At 71.3% G+C, this 20,345-nt stretch carries 22 protein-coding genes; 8 read left to right on the top strand and 14 right to left on the bottom strand.

What is annotated here, in order from left to right:
• Window positions 1-9: 9 nt before the first annotated feature.
• A complete protein-coding gene (locus tag ACMXN5_RS26235; RefSeq protein WP_439677277.1) occupies window positions 10-1,614 on the bottom strand; it encodes a carboxyl transferase domain-containing protein in 1,605 nt (534 codons plus the stop codon).
• 77 nt (window positions 1,615-1,691) lie between these two features.
• Here ACMXN5_RS26235 and ACMXN5_RS26230 point away from each other — a divergent pair, with 77 nt between their 5' ends.
• Together ACMXN5_RS26230 and ACMXN5_RS26225 are read left to right on the top strand one after the other, a co-directional pair.
• On the top strand, window positions 1,692-2,252 hold the full coding sequence (locus ACMXN5_RS26230) for a TetR/AcrR family transcriptional regulator (protein ID WP_439677276.1): 561 nt from the start codon (window positions 1,692-1,694) through the stop codon (window positions 2,250-2,252).
• A 354-nt stretch (window positions 2,253-2,606) separates the two neighbouring features.
• The gene (locus ACMXN5_RS26225; protein ID WP_439677275.1) at window positions 2,607-2,855 is read left to right on the top strand and encodes a hypothetical protein; all 249 of its coding nucleotides are present in this window, start codon (window positions 2,607-2,609) and stop codon (window positions 2,853-2,855) included.
• A gap of 1,234 nt (window positions 2,856-4,089) precedes the next feature.
• Here ACMXN5_RS26225 and ACMXN5_RS26220 read toward each other — a convergent pair.
• Together ACMXN5_RS26220 and ACMXN5_RS26215 are read right to left on the bottom strand one after the other, a co-directional pair.
• On the bottom strand, window positions 4,090-4,281 hold the full coding sequence (locus tag ACMXN5_RS26220; protein WP_439677274.1) for a DUF397 domain-containing protein: 192 nt from the start codon (window positions 4,279-4,281) through the stop codon (window positions 4,090-4,092).
• Window positions 4,278-5,087 carry a helix-turn-helix domain-containing protein gene (locus ACMXN5_RS26215; protein ID WP_439677273.1) on the bottom strand — a complete coding sequence of 270 codons (810 nt, stop codon included), beginning with the start codon at window positions 5,085-5,087 and terminating at the stop codon, window positions 4,278-4,280. The genes ACMXN5_RS26220 and ACMXN5_RS26215 overlap by 4 nt, the downstream gene beginning before the upstream one ends.
• A 333-nt stretch (window positions 5,088-5,420) precedes the next feature.
• Here ACMXN5_RS26215 and ACMXN5_RS26210 point away from each other — a divergent pair, with 333 nt between their 5' ends.
• Window positions 5,421-5,600 carry a hypothetical protein gene (locus ACMXN5_RS26210; RefSeq protein ID WP_439677272.1) on the top strand — a complete coding sequence of 60 codons (180 nt, stop codon included), beginning with the start codon at window positions 5,421-5,423 and terminating at the stop codon, window positions 5,598-5,600.
• 286 nt (window positions 5,601-5,886) lie between these two features.
• Here ACMXN5_RS26210 and ACMXN5_RS26205 read toward each other — a convergent pair whose 3' ends face one another.
• Window positions 5,887-6,090 (bottom strand): hypothetical protein, encoded by a 204-nt coding sequence (locus tag ACMXN5_RS26205; protein ID WP_439677271.1) that lies wholly within the window; start codon window positions 6,088-6,090, stop codon window positions 5,887-5,889.
• 9 nt (window positions 6,091-6,099) lie between these two features.
• On the opposite strand from ACMXN5_RS26205, the gene ACMXN5_RS26200 reads away from it, so the two are divergent.
• On the top strand, window positions 6,100-6,306 hold the full coding sequence (locus ACMXN5_RS26200; RefSeq protein WP_439677270.1) for a hypothetical protein: 207 nt from the start codon (window positions 6,100-6,102) through the stop codon (window positions 6,304-6,306).
• A 16-nt stretch (window positions 6,307-6,322) separates the two neighbouring features.
• Here the strand turns inward: ACMXN5_RS26200 and ACMXN5_RS26195 are convergent, their stop codons facing one another.
• Window positions 6,323-6,802: a polyketide cyclase gene (locus tag ACMXN5_RS26195; protein WP_439678084.1), complete on the bottom strand. Its 480-nt coding sequence runs from the start codon at window positions 6,800-6,802 to the stop codon at window positions 6,323-6,325.
• Between the two features lie 93 nt (window positions 6,803-6,895).
• Window positions 6,896-7,084 carry a nuclear transport factor 2 family protein gene (locus ACMXN5_RS26190; protein WP_439677269.1) on the bottom strand — a complete coding sequence of 63 codons (189 nt, stop codon included), beginning with the start codon at window positions 7,082-7,084 and terminating at the stop codon, window positions 6,896-6,898.
• Between the two features lie 30 nt (window positions 7,085-7,114).
• Between ACMXN5_RS26190 and ACMXN5_RS26185 the strand changes: the two genes are divergently transcribed.
• A complete protein-coding gene (locus ACMXN5_RS26185) occupies window positions 7,115-7,444 on the top strand; it encodes a hypothetical protein (RefSeq protein WP_439677268.1) in 330 nt (109 codons plus the stop codon).
• On the opposite strand, the gene ACMXN5_RS26180 is transcribed toward ACMXN5_RS26185, so the two are convergent.
• Together ACMXN5_RS26180 and ACMXN5_RS26175 are read right to left on the bottom strand one after the other, a co-directional pair.
• Window positions 7,404-8,066, bottom strand: a complete 663-nt coding sequence (locus ACMXN5_RS26180; protein ID WP_439677267.1) for an alpha-ketoglutarate-dependent dioxygenase AlkB family protein — start codon at window positions 8,064-8,066, stop codon at window positions 7,404-7,406. The two genes, ACMXN5_RS26185 and ACMXN5_RS26180, sit on opposite strands and share 41 nt — an antisense overlap.
• A gap of 52 nt (window positions 8,067-8,118) precedes the next feature.
• A complete protein-coding gene (locus tag ACMXN5_RS26175; protein WP_439677266.1) occupies window positions 8,119-8,958 on the bottom strand; it encodes an enoyl-CoA hydratase family protein in 840 nt (279 codons plus the stop codon).
• Between the two features lie 376 nt (window positions 8,959-9,334).
• Here ACMXN5_RS26175 and ACMXN5_RS26170 point away from each other — a divergent pair, with 376 nt between their 5' ends.
• Both ACMXN5_RS26170 and ACMXN5_RS26165 read left to right on the top strand, forming a co-directional pair.
• Window positions 9,335-10,066: a response regulator transcription factor gene (locus tag ACMXN5_RS26170; protein WP_439678083.1), complete on the top strand. Its 732-nt coding sequence runs from the start codon at window positions 9,335-9,337 to the stop codon at window positions 10,064-10,066.
• A complete protein-coding gene (locus ACMXN5_RS26165) occupies window positions 10,066-11,475 on the top strand; it encodes a sensor histidine kinase (RefSeq protein ID WP_439677265.1) in 1,410 nt (469 codons plus the stop codon). The genes ACMXN5_RS26170 and ACMXN5_RS26165 overlap by 1 nt, the downstream gene beginning before the upstream one ends.
• A 190-nt stretch (window positions 11,476-11,665) precedes the next feature.
• Here ACMXN5_RS26165 and ACMXN5_RS26160 read toward each other — a convergent pair whose 3' ends face one another.
• From ACMXN5_RS26160 to ACMXN5_RS26140, 5 genes are all read right to left on the bottom strand, one after another.
• On the bottom strand, window positions 11,666-11,974 hold the full coding sequence (locus ACMXN5_RS26160; RefSeq protein ID WP_439677264.1) for an antibiotic biosynthesis monooxygenase family protein: 309 nt from the start codon (window positions 11,972-11,974) through the stop codon (window positions 11,666-11,668).
• Between the two features lie 147 nt (window positions 11,975-12,121).
• Window positions 12,122-12,919 carry a peptidase gene (locus ACMXN5_RS26155; RefSeq protein ID WP_395791662.1) on the bottom strand — a complete coding sequence of 266 codons (798 nt, stop codon included), beginning with the start codon at window positions 12,917-12,919 and terminating at the stop codon, window positions 12,122-12,124.
• Window positions 12,916-14,190, bottom strand: a complete 1,275-nt coding sequence (locus ACMXN5_RS26150; RefSeq protein ID WP_379996898.1) for a VWA domain-containing protein — start codon at window positions 14,188-14,190, stop codon at window positions 12,916-12,918. Before ACMXN5_RS26150 ends, ACMXN5_RS26155 begins: the two co-directional genes overlap by 4 nt.
• A 67-nt stretch (window positions 14,191-14,257) precedes the next feature.
• Window positions 14,258-16,393: an ArnT family glycosyltransferase gene (locus tag ACMXN5_RS26145; RefSeq protein WP_439677263.1), complete on the bottom strand. Its 2,136-nt coding sequence runs from the start codon at window positions 16,391-16,393 to the stop codon at window positions 14,258-14,260.
• Complete coding sequence (locus ACMXN5_RS26140; protein WP_439677262.1) at window positions 16,390-17,697, bottom strand: glycosyltransferase; 1,308 nt, start codon at window positions 17,695-17,697, stop codon at window positions 16,390-16,392. The genes ACMXN5_RS26145 and ACMXN5_RS26140 overlap by 4 nt, the downstream gene beginning before the upstream one ends.
• 214 nt (window positions 17,698-17,911) lie before the next feature.
• Between ACMXN5_RS26140 and ACMXN5_RS26135 the strand changes: the two genes are divergently transcribed.
• On the top strand, window positions 17,912-18,808 hold the full coding sequence (locus tag ACMXN5_RS26135) for an alpha/beta fold hydrolase (protein WP_439677261.1): 897 nt from the start codon (window positions 17,912-17,914) through the stop codon (window positions 18,806-18,808).
• 75 nt (window positions 18,809-18,883) lie between these two features.
• On the opposite strand, the gene ACMXN5_RS26130 is transcribed toward ACMXN5_RS26135, so the two are convergent.
• Entirely contained in the window at window positions 18,884-20,305 is a 1,422-nt protein-coding gene (locus ACMXN5_RS26130; protein ID WP_439677260.1) for a selenium-binding protein SBP56-related protein, read from the bottom strand.
• Window positions 20,306-20,345 lie beyond the last annotated feature (40 nt).

Raw genomic sequence — 20,345 nt, 5'->3', positions numbered from 1 at the left:
GTGACCCCTCTACATCCGGAACAGACCGAAGCGCGGCTCGGCCAGCGGCGCGTTGGCGCACGCCGTCAGGGCCAGGCCCAACACGGTGCGGGTGTCGAGGGGGTCGATGATCCCGTCGTCCCACAGGCGCGCGGTCGCGTAATAGGCGTTGCCCTGCCGCTCGTACTGCTCGCGGATCGGCTGCTTGAACTCCTCCTCGCCGTCCCAGCTCTCGCCGCGCGCCTCGATCTGGTCGCGCTTGACGGTGGCGAGCACGGTGGCGGCCTGTTCGCCGCCCATCACCGAGATCTTGGCGGTGGGCCACATCCACAAGAAGCGCGGACTGTAGGCGCGGCCGCACATCGAGTAGTTGCCCGCGCCGTGCGAGCCGCCGATGACGACGGTCAGCTTGGGCACGCGGGTGGTGGCCACCGCGGTGACCATCTTGGCGCCGTGCTTGGCGATGCCGCCGTGCTCGTAGTCCTTGCCGACCATGAAGCCGGTGATGTTCTGGAGGAACAGCAGCGGGATGCCGCGCTGGTCGCACAGTTCGATGAAGTGCGCGCCCTTGACCGCGGATTCGGCGAACAGGATGCCGTTGTTGGCGACGATGCCGACCGGGTGGCCGTGGATCCGGGCGAAGCCGGTGACCAGGGTGGTGCCGTATTCGCCCTTGAACTCGTGGAAGCGCGAGCCGTCGACGATGCGGGCGATCACCTCGCGCACGTCGTAGGGGGTGCGCGCGTCGGGCGGCACGACCCCGTACAGCCCGGCCGGGTCGACGGCCGGCGGCTCCACTTCCCGTACGTCCCAGGGCAGTTGCGGCCGGGCACCGAGGGTGCCGACGATGTCGCGGACGATCCGCAGCGCGTCCTTGTCGTCGGCCGCGAGGTGGTCGACGACACCGGAGATGCGGGCGTGTACGTCGCCGCCGCCCAGCTCCTCCGCGCTGACCACCTCGCCGGTGGCGGCCTTCACCAGCGGCGGGCCGCCGAGGAAGATGGTGCCCTGGTCACGCACGATCACCGTCTCGTCGCTCATGGCCGGCACGTACGCGCCGCCGGCGGTGCACGAGCCGAGCACGGCGGAGATCTGCGGGATGCCCCGGGCGCTCATCTGCGCCTGGTTGTAGAAGATCCGCCCGAAGTGCTCCCGGTCCGGGAAGACCTCGTCCTGCATGGGCAGGAACGCGCCGCCGGAGTCGACCAGGTACAGGCACGGGAGTCGGTTCTCCAGCGCGATCTCCTGGGCCCGCAGGTGCTTCTTGACCGTCATCGGGTAGTAGGTGCCGCCCTTGACCGTCGCGTCGTTGGCCGCGATCACGCACTCGCGGCCGGCGACCCGGCCCACGCCCGCGATGATCCCCGCGGCCGGTGCGTCGCCGCCGTACATCCCGTCGGCGGCCAGCGGCGCGATCTCCAGGAACGGCGTGCCGGGGTCCAACAGGGTCTCCACCCGGTCGCGCGGGAGCAGCTTGCCCCGCGCGGTGTGCCGTTCCCGGGCCCGTTCGCCGCCGCCCAACGCGGTGGTCGCCAACCGGGCGCGCAGTTCGCCGACCGCGCGTTCGTGGGCTTCCGCGTTGGCCCGGTAGGTCTGCGACCCCGGGTCGGCGGCTGTGCCGAGCACGTTTTCCATGACACCGCCTCGAGTTAACCTTCGTTCACCTGCCCCCGAGGTTAACCACGGTTAATCCGAGTGTCTAGCATGGACACATGACCGTGAGCCGTCGAGACCAGATCCTGCAGGTGGCCGCCCGGCTGTTCGCCGAGCGCGGTTATCACAGCGTGGGCATGGACGACATCGGCGCGGCGGTGGGCATCAGCGGCCCCGCGCTGTACAAACACTTCCGGGGCAAGGAGGCAATGCTCACCGAGTTGCTGGTCGACATCAGCGAGCAGTTGCTGGCCCGGGGCGAGCTGCGGGCGTCGATCGAGGATCCGGCGCAGGCGCTGGCGGCGCTGATCGAGGGCCAGGTCGAGTTCGCGCTGCGCCACCCGGACCTGATCACGCTGCACGACCACGCGCTCAACCAGGTCCCCACGGCCGAGCGGCACCGGATCCGCCGCGTCCAGCGCGCCTACGTGGAGATCTGGGTCGAGGTGGCGATGAAGGCCCACCCGAACCGCTTGGACGACCGAGAGGCCCGCGCCGCGGTCCACGCCGCCTTCGGCCTGATCAACTCCACCCCCCACACACTGCGCACCCCCCAACGCATCCTGGCCCCGATGCTGAGTCGGATGGCGTTGGCGGCGTTGGCGGCGGCGACGGGGTGACACGAGGACGTCCGGTCACGATGCGACGGACGGCACGATGTTTCCGGTGGTGCGCACCCGAGCGCGGCCCGCGCAGGGAGCGGCCCACCCCGACCACTCCGGACGCGTCGAGCCCGGAAAGCCGCCGCCGCTGTCCGCACCTCGTCGCCCGGCTGAGGGGGAGGCCCACCGCACCAACTCGACCAGACGGCCGGACAGTCAGAGCGGCCGTGCTCGTACGCCACCGCGTCCGCCGCCCGATACACCGACGCGAGCAACCCCGCCGCCTCGCTCCGCCCCGGCTCCGGCAGCACGCACACCGCCGGGCGAGTTCCGTCAGCAGATCGGGCAGAGTCAGCGCCGGCAGGCCGAGTGGTGAGCTGCACCATCGAGTACCACCCGAAGGCCGAGCTGGTCCGGCGGGCCCTGCCGCGCGCGGCCCTCAGTGCTCTCGACACCCTGGAGTCTCGGTTGCAGCGGGACCCTTGGGGTGGCGGGCGGCGTATGGCCGGTGGGCTGAAGGACACGCTGGAGGCGCCGTTCGGCAGCTACGGCTTCGCCGCCTACGTGGTCCGGGACGCGCGGGTGATGGTCAGCGTCATCAGCCTCACCTGGACCGGCTGACCATTCGACCACCGGCCGCGCCCACCGCCGCGGCCGTCCGCACCGGCAGGACCAGCCGGGCCAGGCTCGCCCGCCGGGCCGAACGGACCCGCAGGACCCGGGATGCCGGCCGCGCCGCCGACACCCGCCGGGCCGGCAACCGTCTCGCCCAACGCACCGGGCCGACCTCCAGGCCCGGCCGGACCGACGATCGACCCCCCGTCCCGACGGGGCGGTCCCGCCGGGCCTCGCTCGCCCGCACGGGCCGGCAGGTCCGGCACGCCCGGTGTCCCGCCCGTCGCCTGCCCCTGGGCACGCATCGCCCGGACATCGTCCGCGAGCGTTGCGACCGCCCCGGCCCGGCGGCTGCTCTCCGCCGCGATCCGGTCCACACGACCGGCCTTGGCCAACACCCGGATCCACACCACCAGCACCGCGCCGGTCAGGGTCAGCAGGACGGCGGCGAGCGGCGTCCACCACCTCCACTGGCGCGCAAGAACGCGTTGTGTCCACGTCCCGGGCCACCGCCCAGCGCCGGCAGCCGCGAACGCGGTTGGCTGCACTCGGCCTCCAGCGCGGCCTTCGCCGCCCGCTCCGCCGCAGGCTCACTCCGCAAGTGTGGCTATGGGCGTCGGTACCGGCGGCGTGGCGCTGTGTGGTGAAGGCGGCTGCCGGGGCGGTGGTCTGGGACGTGTGCCCATTCGCGCCGGGCAGGCCGTGCTGGGGCGGGATGGCCCGGCAACCCGTCGCGTCGGTCGGCGACTCCGACGTGATGGCGCCGGGGAGTTCTGCGGGGGCGGCGCTCGCGTGGCGGTGACACTTTGGTGGGCTGCGGACAGGGCGCGCGGTTGCGGGAATGGTGGTGCCGGCAGTACCTCGTGCAGAGCCAAGAGGCCACTCCGGGCGGTGTCGACCCGGATCAACAGGACGGCCACCGTTGCGGCACGGGCGGCCGACAGAGGTGGCAGCGTCGAAGCGGTCGATGGGGCGGGCGAGTTGGGGCCTGAACAGGGCCTCGGTCACTATCGCGATGCGCCGTGGCCGGTGGTAGCGGTCGCGAAGACGGCTGCCGCACCGGGAGTGCACAGCAGGGTGCGGTGAGGGCCAGGTGGGGCCGCTTGGCGCCGCCGGTGTGGATGTCCACGTCGAGGATGTGGCCATGCGTGCGCCTGAAGGCGCTGTTGCGGTGCGGCCGTTCGTCGCCCCGATCCGAGCCCGCCTTCCGTTGTTTCGGAGGCGGGCTCGGATCGCGCGTTCAGCGAGTGGCGTCGAGGAGCGCTGTCCATGCTTCGGCCCCGGCTCGAATGATCGGCGATTCACCGACCTTGCTGTCACGGATGCCGACCATGTCGGTCAGTTCGGCGACCTCGACGCAGTTCCCGCCCTGACTCCCGCTGTAGCTGGACTTGCGCCACAACGCTGTGTGAGCTGCGGTGGGTACGGTCATAGCTCCCCTGCAATCTGCTCGATCCGCTTGAGCGATTCCCGAACGTTGAGCGCCTGCGAACGCAGGATTCCATACCGCTGAATCACGGCCCGTACCCCGTCCGGATCCGAGATCCAGTAACTGCCGCCCTGGCCCTCGACGTAGCCGAGCCTGCGCCCGTCCCTGGTCTCCAAAATCGTCATCGGGCCGTCCATTCCGGCGTGTTCCTCGCACTCCATCGGCATGAGCTGAATCGACACGTTACGCATCGCAGCCACCTCGTGGACGCGCCGAATCTGTTCGCGTTGGACCTCTCGTCCTCCGAACGGCCTCCGGAGGACCCACTCCTCCAGAATGAAGCCCAGATCGGCCGCAGGCTTGCGGGCCAACAGCCGTTGGCGCTCCAGCCTGCCCGTCACCCACCGTTCGATGTCCTCGTCGTCCAGAGCCGGTCGGTAGGCGCTGATCATGCGCTGCGCGTAATCGGGCGTCTGGAGAAGACCCGGAACGGCCACGTTCTCGTAGCTGTAGAGCGAGTGAGCCGTCTCCTCCTCCTCGGCAAAAACAGCGAAGAAGCCTGGGAAAGTGGGGTCTTTGAGGTGCTTGGCACCTACGAGCAGGATGCCCTGCCCGCCAAGGAGCTTGCTGAGAGTCGAGACCGTGTCCACCTGTGGAATGCGGGCCCCGCGCTCCCAAGCGGTGATGGTGTGTGGGCTGTTGCCGATCTTGTCGCCCAACGCCTCCTTGCTCAAGCCCGCCTGTTCGCGAAGATGTTTGAGCTGAGCGCCGAACATCTCCGCAAGGGGGTTCGAGTTGCTGCCGTCCACTGCGTGCGCCTTTCGATTGCCGCCCATAGAGAGCGAGACCGGCCTGTATACGGGGTGTACAGGCGCGGGCGGTTCTGTATTTTGCGAACCCCGAGAAGTACACGCTGTGTGCAGGCGCTACTCCTGGTAACGGTAGACGTTGGGTCGCAGACTTATGGGCATGACAAGAAATCGCCCCTCGATCGCGGTATTTATGCGCAACCGCCGCGAGTCGATGGCGAACTACCAGCCGGCATCGCTCGTTTCCAGCCATGCCCAGTGGGCAACGTTCCGTCCCCGTGGCTCCCGGTGCGGTTGCGGGGCCCGGCGTTCACACCCTTGTTGGAGGTCCACATGATTTCCGTGTCCTCGTCCGGCGACGAGGTTCGTCCGATCCGGATTGCCATGCCCGGTGGTCCCGTCCTCGATGTGACGCGGGCGGAGTTGACGGCTCTGGTGCATGAGTCGCGGGTGTATTTGATGCGCACGTTTCCGGCGCCGTTGGGCGGGCGCGGTTTGGACTCGGGCGGCTGAGCCCTGCCGATGCCGCCCGCCCCGACCGCTTCCTGCGGGCGGCGCCCCCGGTCCTGCGGCCACAGACGCGCGGCTGCGGGACCGGGGACTTGATCCATTGTCCGGTCGGGTCCCTGAAGACCCCCGCACGCCCGGTCGGGCAAGGCCGAGTCGAGCCGGGCTGGGCCGGGGCCGCCGAACCACCACCGAAAGCAGGTCCGTGAACCCGCCGCTTCTTGAACGTCTCGGGGCAATTGCCGTCGAGCGCCATCGACTTGAGGGCCACCGGCCCGACCCCGCGACAGTCTCACCGCACCGGCGGCGCGCCCACCATCTGCGCTGCCGCGCCGCCGGGGTCGCCCTGCGGGCCGCCGTCGCCGATGCGCACCGGGGTGGCATACCGGCCGAGGTCATTGCCCGCGCCACCGGGTTTTCCCCGGGCTACGTCCGCCTGATCGCCCACCGCGCGCGTGTCGAAGTCCCCACCCCGATCGTCCCGTTCCATACACAAGGAGAGATCATGATCGGCACACCCCCGTGGGCCGTCGGCGAACACCTCTGGCGCAAGCTCGATCACGGCCTGCACCACCTCGGCACCATCACTCGCGTCTGGCACGACGGCACCCGGTGGATGGTCGCATACAACTACGGCGCCCTCGCCGACAAGACCACCACCGCCCCCGCCGCCGAGATGTACCGGGCCGATCCCATGACCCGTCCCGTCTGACCACCGGACGGCCTCGTCACCTCGCGGCGGCGATCTCGGCCAAGTGGTGCAGGGAGTTGGGGAGGTGTTCGGGGCCGAAGGGTGGGAATCGGAAACGCTCCCTGATCGGACCCGACGTTGCCGACCAGTCGTAGGTGAGGGTGACCTCGGTGTGGGACGTGTCGAGCGGCTCGAGGTCGTATCGCCACGTCCAGCCGCCGAACTCCAGCTCGCCGTCGGCCTGTTCCATCCCGGGTGCCCAGCCGATGGTGTGTGGCGCGTCGAGGACGCGGACCTGGTTGGCCATCCGGTAGTCGCCGTCCGGGTGCTTGGCGTGATACATGGCCATCCGGAAGACCTGCCCCACCTCGGTCAGCGGCGCCCGGTCGACGCACTCCTGGACCCAGCCGGTGCCGTCGATGGAGGCATGGGTCGTCGGGTCGGCCAGCACCGCGAACACCTTCGCGGCGGGCAGGGCAATGGTCAGGGTGTCGCTCACGGATTCCGCCTGCTTCATGGTTTCCACGCTCCGCACGCTCCTCGTCGCCTCATGTCGTGTCGTGTCGCGTCGTCTCCCATGGAGACCGTGCGGCGCGGGGAAACTCATCGGTCACGCGTCGTGTGTCCAGGCGAGGGTGATCCGCACTTCGCCGAAGCGCAGGCCCTCCCGGGTCCGCACGGCCGCGCCGGCTACGTGCAGGCCGCCGGCCCGGTGTGGCGGTTCGCCGCCGTGGTGGAAGTACACGAGTTGGTTCGCGGTGCCCTTGGCGCGGTCGCCGTGGACGTGTTGGGTGTGCACTCCCTCGACGCGGCTCCTTCAGGAGGGTCAGTGCATCGAGCCGCGCTGTTCGCCGTGCGGCCCACGCAGCACGGGGCGGCGGTCAACACCCTGACCGAGGAAGGCTTCTTCGACCGCTCCCCCGACCCCGACCACGGCCGGCGCAACCCGGTCACCCTCACCAACCACGGCCTGCGCCGACTACGCCGCATGGACAAACTGCCCGACCGGCCCCGGGACGGCCTCCTCGCCCCGCTGTCGCCCGAGGACCGGCAGACCCCGACCGCCTGCTCGGGCAGGTGCTCGCCCACCACGAACCGCGATCAAACCCGCCCCGGCCCTACGACCCGGTGGGAGGCCGGCCCGAGGCCCGGATGGTGATGTTGAGCCGGCCGCCCGCCAGGCCCGTCGCCGGGTCGCCCGTGCCCGGGCGGATCCTCGGGACCCCGTGGTAGGCGAGTCGGGACGGGCCGCCGAAGACGATCAGGTCGCCGCCGTGCAGTTCCACGTCCGTCCACGGGCGGGTCCGGGTCTCGGTGTTGCCGAAGCGGAACACACACCTGTCGCCGATGCTCAGCGACACCACCGGCGCCGGCGACGCCTCGTCCGCGTCGCGGTGCAGGCCCATGCTCGCCTTGGCGTCGTAGTGGTTGACCAGGCCGATGTCGTACGGGTCGGCCGGAACGGACCCGTACACTTCGACCACCGCCCGCCGCGCCAGCGCCCCGAGCAGCGCCGGGAACGGCTTGACCGGCGTACCGTCGGGCAGGAACTCGCTGTAGCGGTACGGCTCCCAGTGCAGCCCGAGACACACGGTGCGCACGCTCATCACCCCGCCCGAGGGCATCACCGTATGGCGCATGCCGGCCGGCGGCGCGGCCCACGCGCGGGCCGCGACCACCAACTCCCGCTGCTCGTCGAGCGAAAGCCAGTCCGGCACGTGCCAGGCCCCGGGAGCGAGTTCGACCCGCTCCCGGGGTACGGGGAAGAGCTCACCGGTCACGTCGCGGCAACTCCCGCCCAGCCACCATCGGTTACGCACCGCACAGGATTCGTCACCGCCTCACTCCGCCCTCGCTCACCCACTTCGGCGCCCGCTTCTCCCGAAACGCCGCCATGCCCTCCGTCGCGTCGGCGGAGGCGAACAACTCCGCCGAGCGCCGGGCCAACTCCCGCCCGTCCCGGTCGAAACCGGCCTGCAACGCGCCGATCGTCAACTTCTTCGACTCGACCAACCCCTGCCGCGAGCACAGCCGGAACGACGCGACCAGCGCCGCCACCGCCTCGTCCGCGCCCTCGGGCCCGTCCACCGCGCGGGTGAGCAGGCCGATCCGCTCCGCCTCCGCGCCGTCGAACACATCGCCGGTGAGGTAGTACCGCGACACCGACCGCGGATCCATCCGGGGTGCCGTGGTCAGCGAGATCACCGCCGGGCTCAACCCGAGCCGCGCCTCGGTGAACGCGAACGTCGCCTGCGCCGGCGCGATCGCCAGATCCGCCGCGCCGACCAGGCCGATCCCGCCGGCGCGCGCGTTGCCGCGCAGGTGTGCGACCACCGGCACCGGCACCTCGACCACCAGGCGCAGCAGAGCGAGCAGTTGCTCGGCGCCCTGCGCCATCCCGCCCGCCGCCGCCTCGCGCAGGTCCATGCCCGAGCAGAAGGTCGGCCCGGTGTGCGTGAGCACCACCGCCCGCACCCGCTCGTCCACGCCCGCCTCGGCGAGGTGGTGGCGCAGCCGGGCGACCAGGCGCGCGGACAGCGCGTTGCGGTTGGCGGGCGAGTCCAGCGTGATGGTGGCGATGCCGTCGTCCACCGTCATCCGGACCGGATCGTCGGTCGAGTGCGGGTGGCCGGGCTTGTCGTCCAGGCTCGTGCGTACCGGCTCGGGCTCCACGGTGTACCTCCGGGTTCGAGGGCGATCGGCGCGGGGTTTCGGGGGTGGCCCGGACCGCGCGCCCGGTGCCGCGTATGTTGCCGGTCGCGGCACCCGCGCGTGTCGTCGGCCCCCCGTTCGGTCGACCGAGGCCACCACCTCGATCGGCGCGCGCGAGGGCCCGCGGCGCTACCTCGATCCTCACATGCGAGGGTCGGCTTCGATCGAACCGCGTCGCATTCATGTTCCTTTCATGTCGAGCGCGCACATTGGCACGACACGCTTTGTACCGAGTCCACACGGAAGGTGTCCGCGTGCGACCGTGGGGCGACCCGGAGTAACCGGATCCCCCGGGATTCGCCGCCGAATGAAGGAGTCGCCCGCCATGACGCCCGCGATGACGCCCGCCGCCGACACCGGAACGCCGCCGCACATCCTCGTCGTGGACGACGAACCCGCCGTCCGCGAGGCCCTCGAATCCAGCCTGCGCTTCGAGGGCTACCGGGTCACCCTCGCCGACGAGGGGGTGGCCGCGCTCACCGCGATCGCGGGCGACGAGCCGGACCTGGTGCTGCTCGACGTACTGATGCCCCGCATGGACGGGCTGACCGCGTGCCGCCGACTGCGCGCCCGGGGCGACACGCTCCCGGTCCTGATGCTCACCGCGCGCGACGCGGTCGGCGACCGGGTCACCGGGCTGGACGCGGGCGCGGACGACTACCTGGTCAAGCCGTTCGAGCTGGACGAGTTGCTGGCCCGGGTACGCGCGCTCCTGCGCCGCAGCGCGATGGCCGGCGCGCGCGAGGAGGCCCGCGACGACGCGCTCGCCTACGCCGACCTGCGGATGGACACCGCCTCGCGCGAGGTCACCCGCGCGGGCCGGACGATCGACCTGACCCGCACCGAGTACACCCTGCTCGAACTGTTGCTCACCCACCCGCGCCAAGTGCTGACCCGGGAGCAGATCCTGCACAACGTATGGGGGTTCGACTTCGAACCCGCGTCCAATTCGCTCGACGTGTACGTGATGTACCTGCGGCGCAAGACCGAGGCCGGCGGCCTGCCCCGGCTCGTGCACACCGTTCGCGGCGTCGGCTACGTCCTGCGTACCGCGGAGGCGCCGTCCTGATGAGCCGTCATCTGCCGCTGCGCGCCCGCCTGGCGCTGCTCACCGCGCTCGCCGTCGCCCTCGCGGTCGCGGCAGCGGCGGTCACGTGCTGGGTGCTGACCCGCAATCAGCTGCGCGAACAGATGGACCGCACCCTGGCCACCACCGGGACACCGTTCCTGAACCCGCGCGGCGGCCAGGCGACGACCATCGCGGACATCTGCCTGCGTCCCGCGCCGCCGTTCCAGCGCGGCCTGTTGACGTATCAGGTGGTGCGCGGCGACGGCTGGTTCTGCACCCAGCAGGGCAGCAGCGCGGTGCCGGTCAGCCCGGTCCCGGTGAACAAGGACGACAAGGCGGTGGCGGCGGACGCGTCGGGCACGAAGAAGGTGGTCTTCCACGACGCCACCACCAAGAGCGGGCAGCACGTACGGGTGATGACGCAGCACGTCAGCCGGGACACCGCGGTGTCCGTGTCCCGGCCGCTCGACGAGATCGAGAGTTCGCTGGACAGCCTGGCCACGTGGCTCGTCACGGTGAGCGCGATCGGCATCCTGGGCGCGGCCACCCTGGGCCTGCTGGTCGCCCGGGCCGCGCTGGGGCCGGTGGATCGGCTCACCGAGGCGGCCGAACACGTGGCCCGCACCGAGGACTTGGACACGGTGATCCCGATCGCGGGCAAGGACGAGATCGCCCGCCTGGGACGCTCGTTCAACGCGATGACGGCCTCGCTCAAGGCGTCCCGGCTGCGCCAGCAGCGGCTGATCGCCGACGCGGGGCACGAACTGCGCACTCCGCTCACCTCGTTGCGCACCAATACGGACCTGCTGCTGCGCAGCGAACAGACCGGCCGCTCGATCCCGCCGGCCGACAAGGAACGCCTGCTGCACAACGTGAAGGCGCAACTGGTCGAACTCTCCGACCTGGTCGGCGATCTGCTGCTGCTGGCCCGCCCGGACCACGTGGCCGGCCAGCCGCCGGCCGAGCCCGCCGCGCTGCACACCGCGGTCGAACGCGCCGCGGATCGGGCCCGGTTGCGGGCGCCCGACGCGCGGATCGAGGTGGACGTCAGCCCCTGGTACGTACGCGGCGAGCCGGCCGCGCTGGAGCGGGCGGTGGTCAACCTGCTGGACAACGCGCTCAAGTTCGGCGGCCCGGAGGGGGTCGTGACGGTCCGGCTCGCGGACGGCCGGCTCACCGTGCGCGACCACGGCCCGGGCATCGCCGCCGCCGACGCCCCGTACGTGTTCGAACGCTTCTGGCGCGCGCCCGCCGCCCGCGGCCTGCCCGGCTCCGGGCTGGGCCTGTCCATCGTCGCCCGCACGGTGGCCGACGGCGGCGGCACGGTGGCCCTGGAACCGGCCGCCGACGGCCCGGGCACGGTCGCCAGGATCCACCTGCCGGGGACCCGCGAGACGCCGCCGGACTGACCCGGCCAAGACGCACCGAGGCCCCCGCCCCGAAACGGGGACGGAAGCCTCGGGAGACCAGGCGCCCGGGAGACCAAGCCCCGGGAGGCGCGGGTGACCGGGTGACCGGGTGACCGGGAGATCAGGTGCCCAGGTGCCCAAGAGACCGGCCAACCGGGCAACCGGGTGCCCGGCCGACCGACCACCCGCCTCAGCCCTCGTCCACCGGCGTCAGGTCGCTCTCGTAGTGCACGATCGTCGGCGGCACCGCGAAGAACTCGCCCACGATCCCGCGCCACTGCGGGAACAGCTCCGACTCGCGGAAGCCGACCGTGTGCGCCTCCAGCGTCTCCCAGCCGATCAGCAGCAGGTACGACGTCGGCGACTCGACCTGGCGCACCAGCCGGGCCCAGCGGAACCCGGCCGACTTCGCGACCACCTCGCGCCCGCGCAGGAACGCGGCCTCGAATTCGGCCTCGCGGCCGGCGGTGACGGTGATGTCCGCGTGTTCGATGATCATGATGGCTCCCTGCGTCGTCGGATCGGGGTCCGGCTCGGATTCGGTGTCGGCACGTCTCCCGAATCATGGCGAACCGCCCCGGCGCGGGATGCGCCGGGGCGGTTCGCCACGCGGGTAATACGGCCGGGATGACCGGGATCAGCGGAATCAGCTGAACCAGTGCCGCTTCTTCCGGGTGAGCTGGTAACCCAGGATCCCGAACACGACCGCGACGAACGTCGCCATCGCCGTCCAGAACCACCGCGCGTTCGGACCGTCCATCCAGTCCCACTGGTACCAGTGGTCCTCTTCCTGGTCCCACGCGACCGACCGGGTGTCCGCGGTCTGCCCGCTCTTGAGCACCGCGCCGGCCTTGGTGATCGGCACCAGCGGATCGGCCAGCTTGCGGTCCGAGGTCGGCACCTGGTCGTCGCCGTCCTCGGTGTCCACCCGCACCGCGACCTTGACCGCGGCGCCCGCGTCCAGGTCCGGCACGTCCATCGCGGCGATCCGGACGAAGTACATCCCGGGCAGCGGGTCGGTGGACCACGGCTCGGCCCAGTCGCGCACCACCCTCGGCACGCACGTGAGCGCGAGCTTGGTGTCGGCCTTCTGCGCGGTGGCGACCTGCTTGCCCTCGACGCACGGCTGGCGCCGACGCAGGCCGTCGTAGATCTCGATCCGGTAGGTCACCGGACCGGTACGGGCGTTGCCCGACGCCAGGTCGAGATCGACCTTGGCATGGATCTCCTTGCCCGCCTTGGCCGGGAACTGCCAGTACAGGTACTCGCCCTCGGACGCCGACCAGCGTGCGTCCTGGCCCAGCTTGAGCGTGCCAGCGGCCAGGAACGTGGTCCCCGGCGGCACGTCCTGATCGGCCGCCGCCGCGCCCGCGAACAGCGTCACCCCGACGAACGCCGCGGCGACCGCCGCGAGTGCCCGCCTCATCGTACGGATCGCCGTCATGACATCGCCTTCCCGAGAGCCTTGAACGCCCGGCGCAGCCAGCCCGCCAACAGGCCCGAGATCAGGCCGAATCCGGCAAGCACACCCAGGAACACCCAACCGCGGCCCAGGCCGTGCACATTGGCCGCCTTGCTGTCCGTGGCCTTGACCAGGTCCACCGTCAACTCCAGCGGCAGACCGGGCTTGGTGGCCACGTTCGGCTGCGCGGCGAACGCGTTGGTGACGACCAGACAGACCGTCTTCGTCTTCGCGTGGTCCTTGTCCGTCTTGTACGGGTAGCGGAACCCGGCGGACTGCACGTCCGTACGGCCGTTGCCCGCACCGGCGTTGCCGACCAGTTCGCGGCCGTCCTCGCCGAACGCAGTGACCGTAACGTCGTAGTCGCGCGCCACCTTGCGGTCGGCGCCGACCGTCGCGGTGGTCCGCAACTCCTGGTTCGGCTTGACCGGGACCTTGTACCAGAGGTGTTGGCCGAACTCCTCGCGGTCGCTGTACACCCCGGGGCCGAGCAGCGGGGCGTCCTGGCAGCCGTTCGGGCTGCCCTTGACCGGCGCGGGCGTCTCGTCCACCTCGCGCACCGCGCGCTTGACGATCTGCTGGACCTTCTGCGACAGCTCGTCGGCGTTCAGCACCGAGGTGTACGTACCGCCGGTGGCCTCGGCGATGCAGGACAGCTGCCGGCGGGTGTTCTCGTCGGGCACCAGACCGAGGGTGTCCACCACGAGGTTGAGGCCGGAGGCGGCCAACTCGCGGGCCACGTCGCACGGGTCGGGCGGGGCGCAGGTCTCCTCGCCGTCGGTGATCAGCACGATGCGCCGGGTACCGGTGCCGGTGCCGAGGTCCTTGGCGGCCTCACGCAGGGACAGTGCGATCGGCGTCCAGCCGGTCGGCTGCAGCTTGGCGATCTCGTTCTTGATCACGACCTTGTTGGGTCTGCCGACCGGGGCCAACTGCTGGGTGTCGACGCACCCCTTGGCCTTGTCGTTGCCCGGGTACGTCGCACCCAGCACCCGGACGCCGAAGTCGGCCGGTTCCGGGACGCCGTCCACGACCTCGTTGAAGGCCTTCTTCGCCGCGTCGATGCGGGTCATCCCGCCGGCGTCGTTGGCCTTCATCGAGCCGCTCACGTCGAGGATCAACTCGACCTTCGGTGGCGGCGCGGTCGAATTCGTCTCGTCGGCCATCGCGGACGGCGCGGAACCGCCCACGACAGCCAAGGTCGTCAGCAGGCCGATCAACCCGGCCCCGACCTTTCGCATCTTGATCGTCACGGGGAGGGATCCTACGGATCATCCGGGCCCGCCGTTTGCCGCACGCGGCAGGTCGATTGACAACCCGTCAGGCGGTTGGTGACGATTCGTCGGTAACGTTCCCTTCCGGCGCGGTCAGGTCGTAGAGGGTGACCCCGTCGACGGTGGTCGCGATGAACGTGCGCTCGACCCAGGTCGCGATCTCCTGTGCGGTGTTGCCGCCGCCCATGGCACGCATCCCGCCGAGGCCGCCGCCGATGAAGTAGTGGATCCGGCCGTTTCGCACCAGCTTGCGGAACTCGTCCAGGGTCGGCGACGGGTCGCTGCCGTTGAAGCCGCCGATCGGCATCACCGGGTCGCCGGTGGCCAGTTGATAGCCGGAGGCGCTGTTCGAGCCGACGGAGGCGGCCACCCAGGTGTAGCGGCCGGCGTCCCGCTTCAGCGTCGCGACGACCTCCTTACCCGGCGTGCTGCCGTTGAGCAGGCCGCCCATGCCGCCGCCGCCCGCGCCCGGGCGTTGCCCCCGGGTACGGCCGGCGCCGTCGGGAGCACCGGGGAACACCGGCGCCCCGGCGCCGGGTTGCCCACCGGGCGCCCGACCATCCGGAACCTGCCCCGGCACCTGCCCGAGCGGCGCACCCGGAAAGCCCCGTGGCCCACCAAAGCCCCCCGGACCACCCGGCCCCGCCCCACCCGGAAACCCCCGCCCGAAGCCCGCCCCCGCCGGCCCCGCACTCGGGATCGACCCGCGCTGCGCCGTGGTCACAGTGGCCCAGGTATAGCCCGCCGGGCCGCCCAGCAACGCCACCACGGACACCCCGGCCGCCACCGGCGCAAGCCCGCGCAACGCGGTGAGTCCGACGGCGAACACACCCAGCGCGCCGACGACTCCGCCGATCAGCACGGCGTGCCGCAACCACGGATGCCACTCCGGCGTACGGCCCAGCAGGTGGTACGACCACCACGCGCTCACCGCCACGGTGAGCGCCACGACCGCCGCCGCCCGCAATACCCGACGCCGCTCCCACAACAGCGCCGCACCCATCGCGACCAGCGCCGCGATCGCCGGCGCGAGGGCGATCGTGTAGTAGGCGTGGAAGATGCCCGCCATATAACTGAACGTCAGCCCGGTGCCCAGCAACCAGCCGCCCCACAACACGATCGCCGCCCGAGCGGGATCGGTGCGTGGCGCCTGCCGGGTCGACCACAGGCCCACCACCAGCAAAATCAGCGCGGCGGGCAACAACCACGAGATCTGGCCGCCCATTTCGGGGTTGAACATCCGGTCCCAGCCGGTGGCGCCCCAGCCGCCGCCCCGGGGCCCGCCGCCGCCCACACTGCCTGCCTCGTCGCCGTTGAGCCGACCGAGTCCGTTGTAGCCCAGCGTCAGTTCGAGGATCGAGTTGTGCTGCGAGCCGCCGATGTAGGGGCGCGAGGATTCCGGCCACAGTTCCACGATCGCGATCCACCACCCACCCGCGACCAGCAACGCCAGGCCCGACCAGAGCAGTTGCCGCACCCGCCGCCAAAAGCCCACCGGCGCCAGCACCAGGTACACCGCCGCAAGCACCGGCACGACCAGGAACGCCTGAAGCATCTTGGCCAGGAACCCGACCCCCACACACGCCCCGGCCAGCACCAACCAGCGGGTGGCGCCGCTCTCCTGCGCCCGCAGCACCGCGTACGCGGCGACGGTGAGCAGTAGGACAAGCAGCGCGTCCGGGTTGTCGAACCGGAACATCAGCGCCGCGACCGGCGTGAGCGCCAGCACCGCCCCGCCCAACAACCCCGCCCAGGCCGGGAATCGGCGCCGGATCGCCAGATACAGCACGCCGACCGTGGCCATACCCTCCAGCGCCTGCGGGATCAGGAGACTCCACGCGTTGACCCCGAAGATCCGGGCGGACAGGCCCATCACCCACAGCGCCGCCGGCGTCTTGTCGACGGTGATCGAGTTGCCCGCGTCGGAGGAGCCGAAGAAGAACGCCTTCCAGTTCTCCGTCCCCGCCTGAACGGCCGCCGCATAGAACGAGTTGGCCCACCCGGAGGCACCCAGGCCCCAGATGTAGAGCACGCCGGTACCGACAAGCAGCGCGAGCAACGCGGGGCGCACCCAGGGCGCGTCCGCCTCGCGTCCGCGCACCAGTCGGACGTACCAGGGTCGATCGACCGAACCCCCGACCCCGGGAGCGGGGATCGGCAGCGGAACCACCACGGCGGTCATGCGTCCTCCTCGCGGGACGTGCTCTCGGCCACGCTCACCGACGTGACGGAAATCACCGAAGCCATAGGTGCGTTCGGGCCTGTCGCATCCGCTGCGGCTGTGCCGGAGGGTGGATCAGCCACCGTCGCGCCCGACCGGTGTCGGAAGACCCAGGCCCGCAGCAGCAGAAAGCGCACCACGGTGGCGACCACGCCGGCGCCGACCAGCGCGGCCGCCTCGACCCTTCGGGACGGATCCGCGACGGCGGCGTGCAATCCGGCCAGTACGGCGCTACTCAGGCCCAGGCCCACCACGAACGCCAGACCGCCCTGGGCCTGATGGCGCCAGGCACCGGCGCGCCCGCGTACCCCGAAGGTGAAGCGCCGATTCGCCGCCGTGTTGGCGATCGTGGTGACGGTCAGCGCGAGGGCATTCGCGGCGAGCACACCCAAGAAGTCACGAAGCAGGACGTACAGCAACAGATGGGCCAGCGTGCTGAGTACGCCGATCGTCGCGAAGCGCGGGAGCTGGGCACGCATCCCGTTAGGCAGCCGCGCCTCGCGCACCCGGGCCGGGACCGGCACCCGAAACGTGCCGGCCGCGATGCGCCGGGCGACGCGGGCCATGCCGCGCAGATCGTCGATCGCGGTGTGCAGCACGTCGACCCGGCTGTCCGGATCGTCGACCCAGTCCACCGGCACCTCGTGGATCCGCAGCCCGTTGCGCTCGGCCAACAGCAGCAGTTCCGTGTCGAAGAACCACTCCTCGTCGTGCACATGCGGCAGCAGCGCCTGGGCGACCACTGTCCGGGCGGCCTTGAACCCGCACTGGGCGTCGGAGAAGCGCGCCGCGAACACCCCGCGCAGCAGCAGGTTGTACGACCGGGAAACCACCTCCCGGCGCGGCCCGCGCACCACTTCGGCGGAGCGGACGAGGCGGGTGCCGATCGCCAGATCGCTGTGTCCGGTGACCAGCGGCGCGACCAGCGGCAGGAACGCGTCCAGGTCGGTGGACAGATCGACGTCCATGTAGGCCACCACGTCGGCGTCGGACTCGGTCCACACCTTGCGCAGCGCCCGGCCGCGCCCCTTGCGGTCCAGGTGCACCGCGCGTACGTGCGGGAGTTCGCGCGCCAGCTCGCGCGCCACCGCATGGGTGCGGTCGGTGCTGGCGTTGTCCGCGACGATGATCCGGAAGGCGTACGGGAATCCGCGCAGGAGGTAGGCGTGCAGGCGCCGGATGCTCGCGGTCAGCACGTGCGCCTCGTTGTACACGGGCACCACCACGTCCACGATTCGGGTGCGCGTGGGTGTCGTCAGGCTCATGGTCAGAAGGTCTCGGGGCGGCCTGGGAGTCGGATGAGGCGTTTCTTAAGGTGCGATGAGAAACGCGCGACGGCGAGCGCGCGGCGGGCCGGACCGGGATGTGGCCGAGGGGGGCTGGCGCGGGACGTGCGTGGGATGCGAATCTCGCGTACCGAGACGCCTATGCTGCCGATCGGAAGACCGGCACAGCGCGACACAGCGATCCGGAGGTCGGATGAACACCTCGGCGGGCAGATCAGTCGGCGCGGACTCCCCGCAACCGTTCGTGGAGGCGGCCGAGATCACGGCCGGCGGTTGGGTCTTCAACGCGCGCGTGGCCGGACCGGCGGCCGGGCGGCCGGTGTTGTTCCTGCACGGCTTCCCGCAGACCTCCGCCTCCTGGACCGCGCAACTGCTGGGCCTGGCCCGGGCCGGCCACCGGGCGATCGCCTTCGACCAGCGCGGCTACTCGCCCGGCGCCCGGCCGCCGCAGGAATCGGCCTACGGACGCGACGAGTTGGTCGGCGACGTGCTCGCCGTACTGGACGCCCTCGGCCTGGACCGGGTGGACCTGGTCGGGCACGACTGGGGCGGCGCGCTGGCCTGGCAGGTCGCGGGCCTGGCGCCGGAGCGGTTGCACACGCTGACGGTGGTCTCCACGCCGCATCCGGTCGCGCTGGCCTCGGCGGTCCGGGACGAGGCGTCGGGGCAGCGGGAACAGTCCTCGTACATCCGGCTGTTCCGCACGCGCGGCGCGGCCGAGGAGAAGTTGCTCGCCGACGACGCGGCCTATCTGCGCGAGGTGTTCGCCTCGCTGCCCACCGAGGTCACCGAACGCTACCTCGCGGTACTGCGCGAACCGGGCGCGCTCACCGGCGCGTTGAACTGGTACCGGGCGATCGACCCGAAGGTCCTGCGCGACATCGGCGGCATCGACATCCCGACCCTGTACGTCTGGAGCGACCACGACCAGGCGTTCGGCCGCGCCGCGGCGGAGGCCACCGCCGACTCGGTCATCGGCCCGTACCGCTTCGAGGTGCTCGCGGACGTGGACCACTGGGTCCCGGAGAACGGCGCGCAGGCCCTGACCGGGCTGCTCCTCGAGCACTTGGCGGCGTTCCCGGCGCGGTGAGGCGTCCGTTCGAGTTCCGGGGCAGGCGGCACGAACAGCGCCCGCCCACCCGCGCCGGGTGGGCGGGACGCGGGCTCAGGGCCGGGAATCCGACGGGTGGCAGTAGGAGTCGGACGAGGCGTCGCCGCCCTGGAGCCGGGTCTGGTGCACCCGCCGGCCGCGGAACTCCTCCCCGTGCGGGAAGAAGCGCTCGTCGACCGACAGGCCGCCGTGCGCGGTGTCCGCGTCCAGCTTGACCAGCCACGGCTCGACGCCGTCCGGATAGAACTGGTCGTCCCACGAGCCGTACAGCGAGTTGGTCAGGTAGACCCGCCGTCCGTCCCGGCTGATCTCGACCATCTGCGGCCCGCCGGTGAGCGGGACCTCGGGCGCCCGGGGGTGCGGCACGCGGCCGGCGATGCCGCCGAGCCGGACGGACGCGGTGCGCCGGGGGTGGAACGGGTCGGTGACGTCGTACTGGATCAACTCACCGGTCCCCCAGGCCGATATGTACAACCAGCGGTCGTCCACGGACAGGTTGATGTCGGTGATCAGCGGCGGCACCGCGCCGAACGGCCGGATCACCGGCGGGAGTCGATCCGGGTCGGCGGCCTCGGCGGGGATCGTGATCACCTTCCGGACGGTGAACTCGTCGCCGTCTCGGTGCCACAACCACACCGACGCCGACAGGTCCGTCACGTCCACCACGACGCCGACGAATCCCCAGGTCGCCTGCGGGTCGTGGGCCGGCCGCAACTCCAGCACCATCTGGTGTTGATCGCCCAGCTCCAGCCGCTGGAGATGCCGGCCGGAATCCAGTTCCCAAAAGTGCAACGCATGGCCGTAGTGCCGCCCGAGCAGCAGTTCGGCGTCGACGCCGTTCTCGATCATCGAGGGGGTGCCCCACTCGCTGGTGATCGCGACGTTGTGGTTCAGATGCCACCACACGTCGTACGCCAGGTGTTGCGGGCCGCGATCGCTCTCCCAGGCCCGCCGCACCTCGAACGTGTCGTGGTCGAGCAGGGCGACCCCGCCGGGGCCGTCGGCTCCGCCCGCGCCGCCCAGGCAGGACAGGAAGACCCCGTCGGGACCGCAGTGCAGCGTGTGCGGGCGTGAGTAGCCGGCCCGGTCGGCGAGTTCCTTGGCCTCGATGGTCCGCAGCAGGGTCGGACGGGTCGGATCGGGCTGGGTGTCGAACACGTGCAGGCGCGAGGATCGCAGCCCGGGCGCGAGCAGGTAGCGCCGTTCGGGATGCTCGTGGCAGACGTGCGCGAGTGCGCTGGAGCAGGCGTTCCAGCCGAAGTGGTGCAGTTCGTCGCCTGTCCCGCTCACCTCGACCAGGCTCAACACCCGCCCGTACGAGGCGGATTCGGGGTCGGTGTCGACGGTGAACAGCGCGTCGGGGCGCTGTTCGGTGCGGTCGAAGCCGACGATGTAGGCGAGTTTCTCGGGCGGCGCGGCGATCGCGTCCGCCGGTGTGCGGTAGAGAGTGGGGTCACCGTGCTCGGTCTCGGTCATGCCTTGTCTCCTCGGTGCATACGTCGAAGATGGACACGCA

The sequence above is a fragment of the Embleya australiensis genome, from assembly GCF_051903075.1.
GTDB lineage: Bacteria > Actinomycetota > Actinomycetes > Streptomycetales > Streptomycetaceae > Embleya.
The sequence above is the reverse complement of the archived record's forward strand: the minus strand, read 5'-3'. Positions and strand labels throughout refer to the sequence as shown.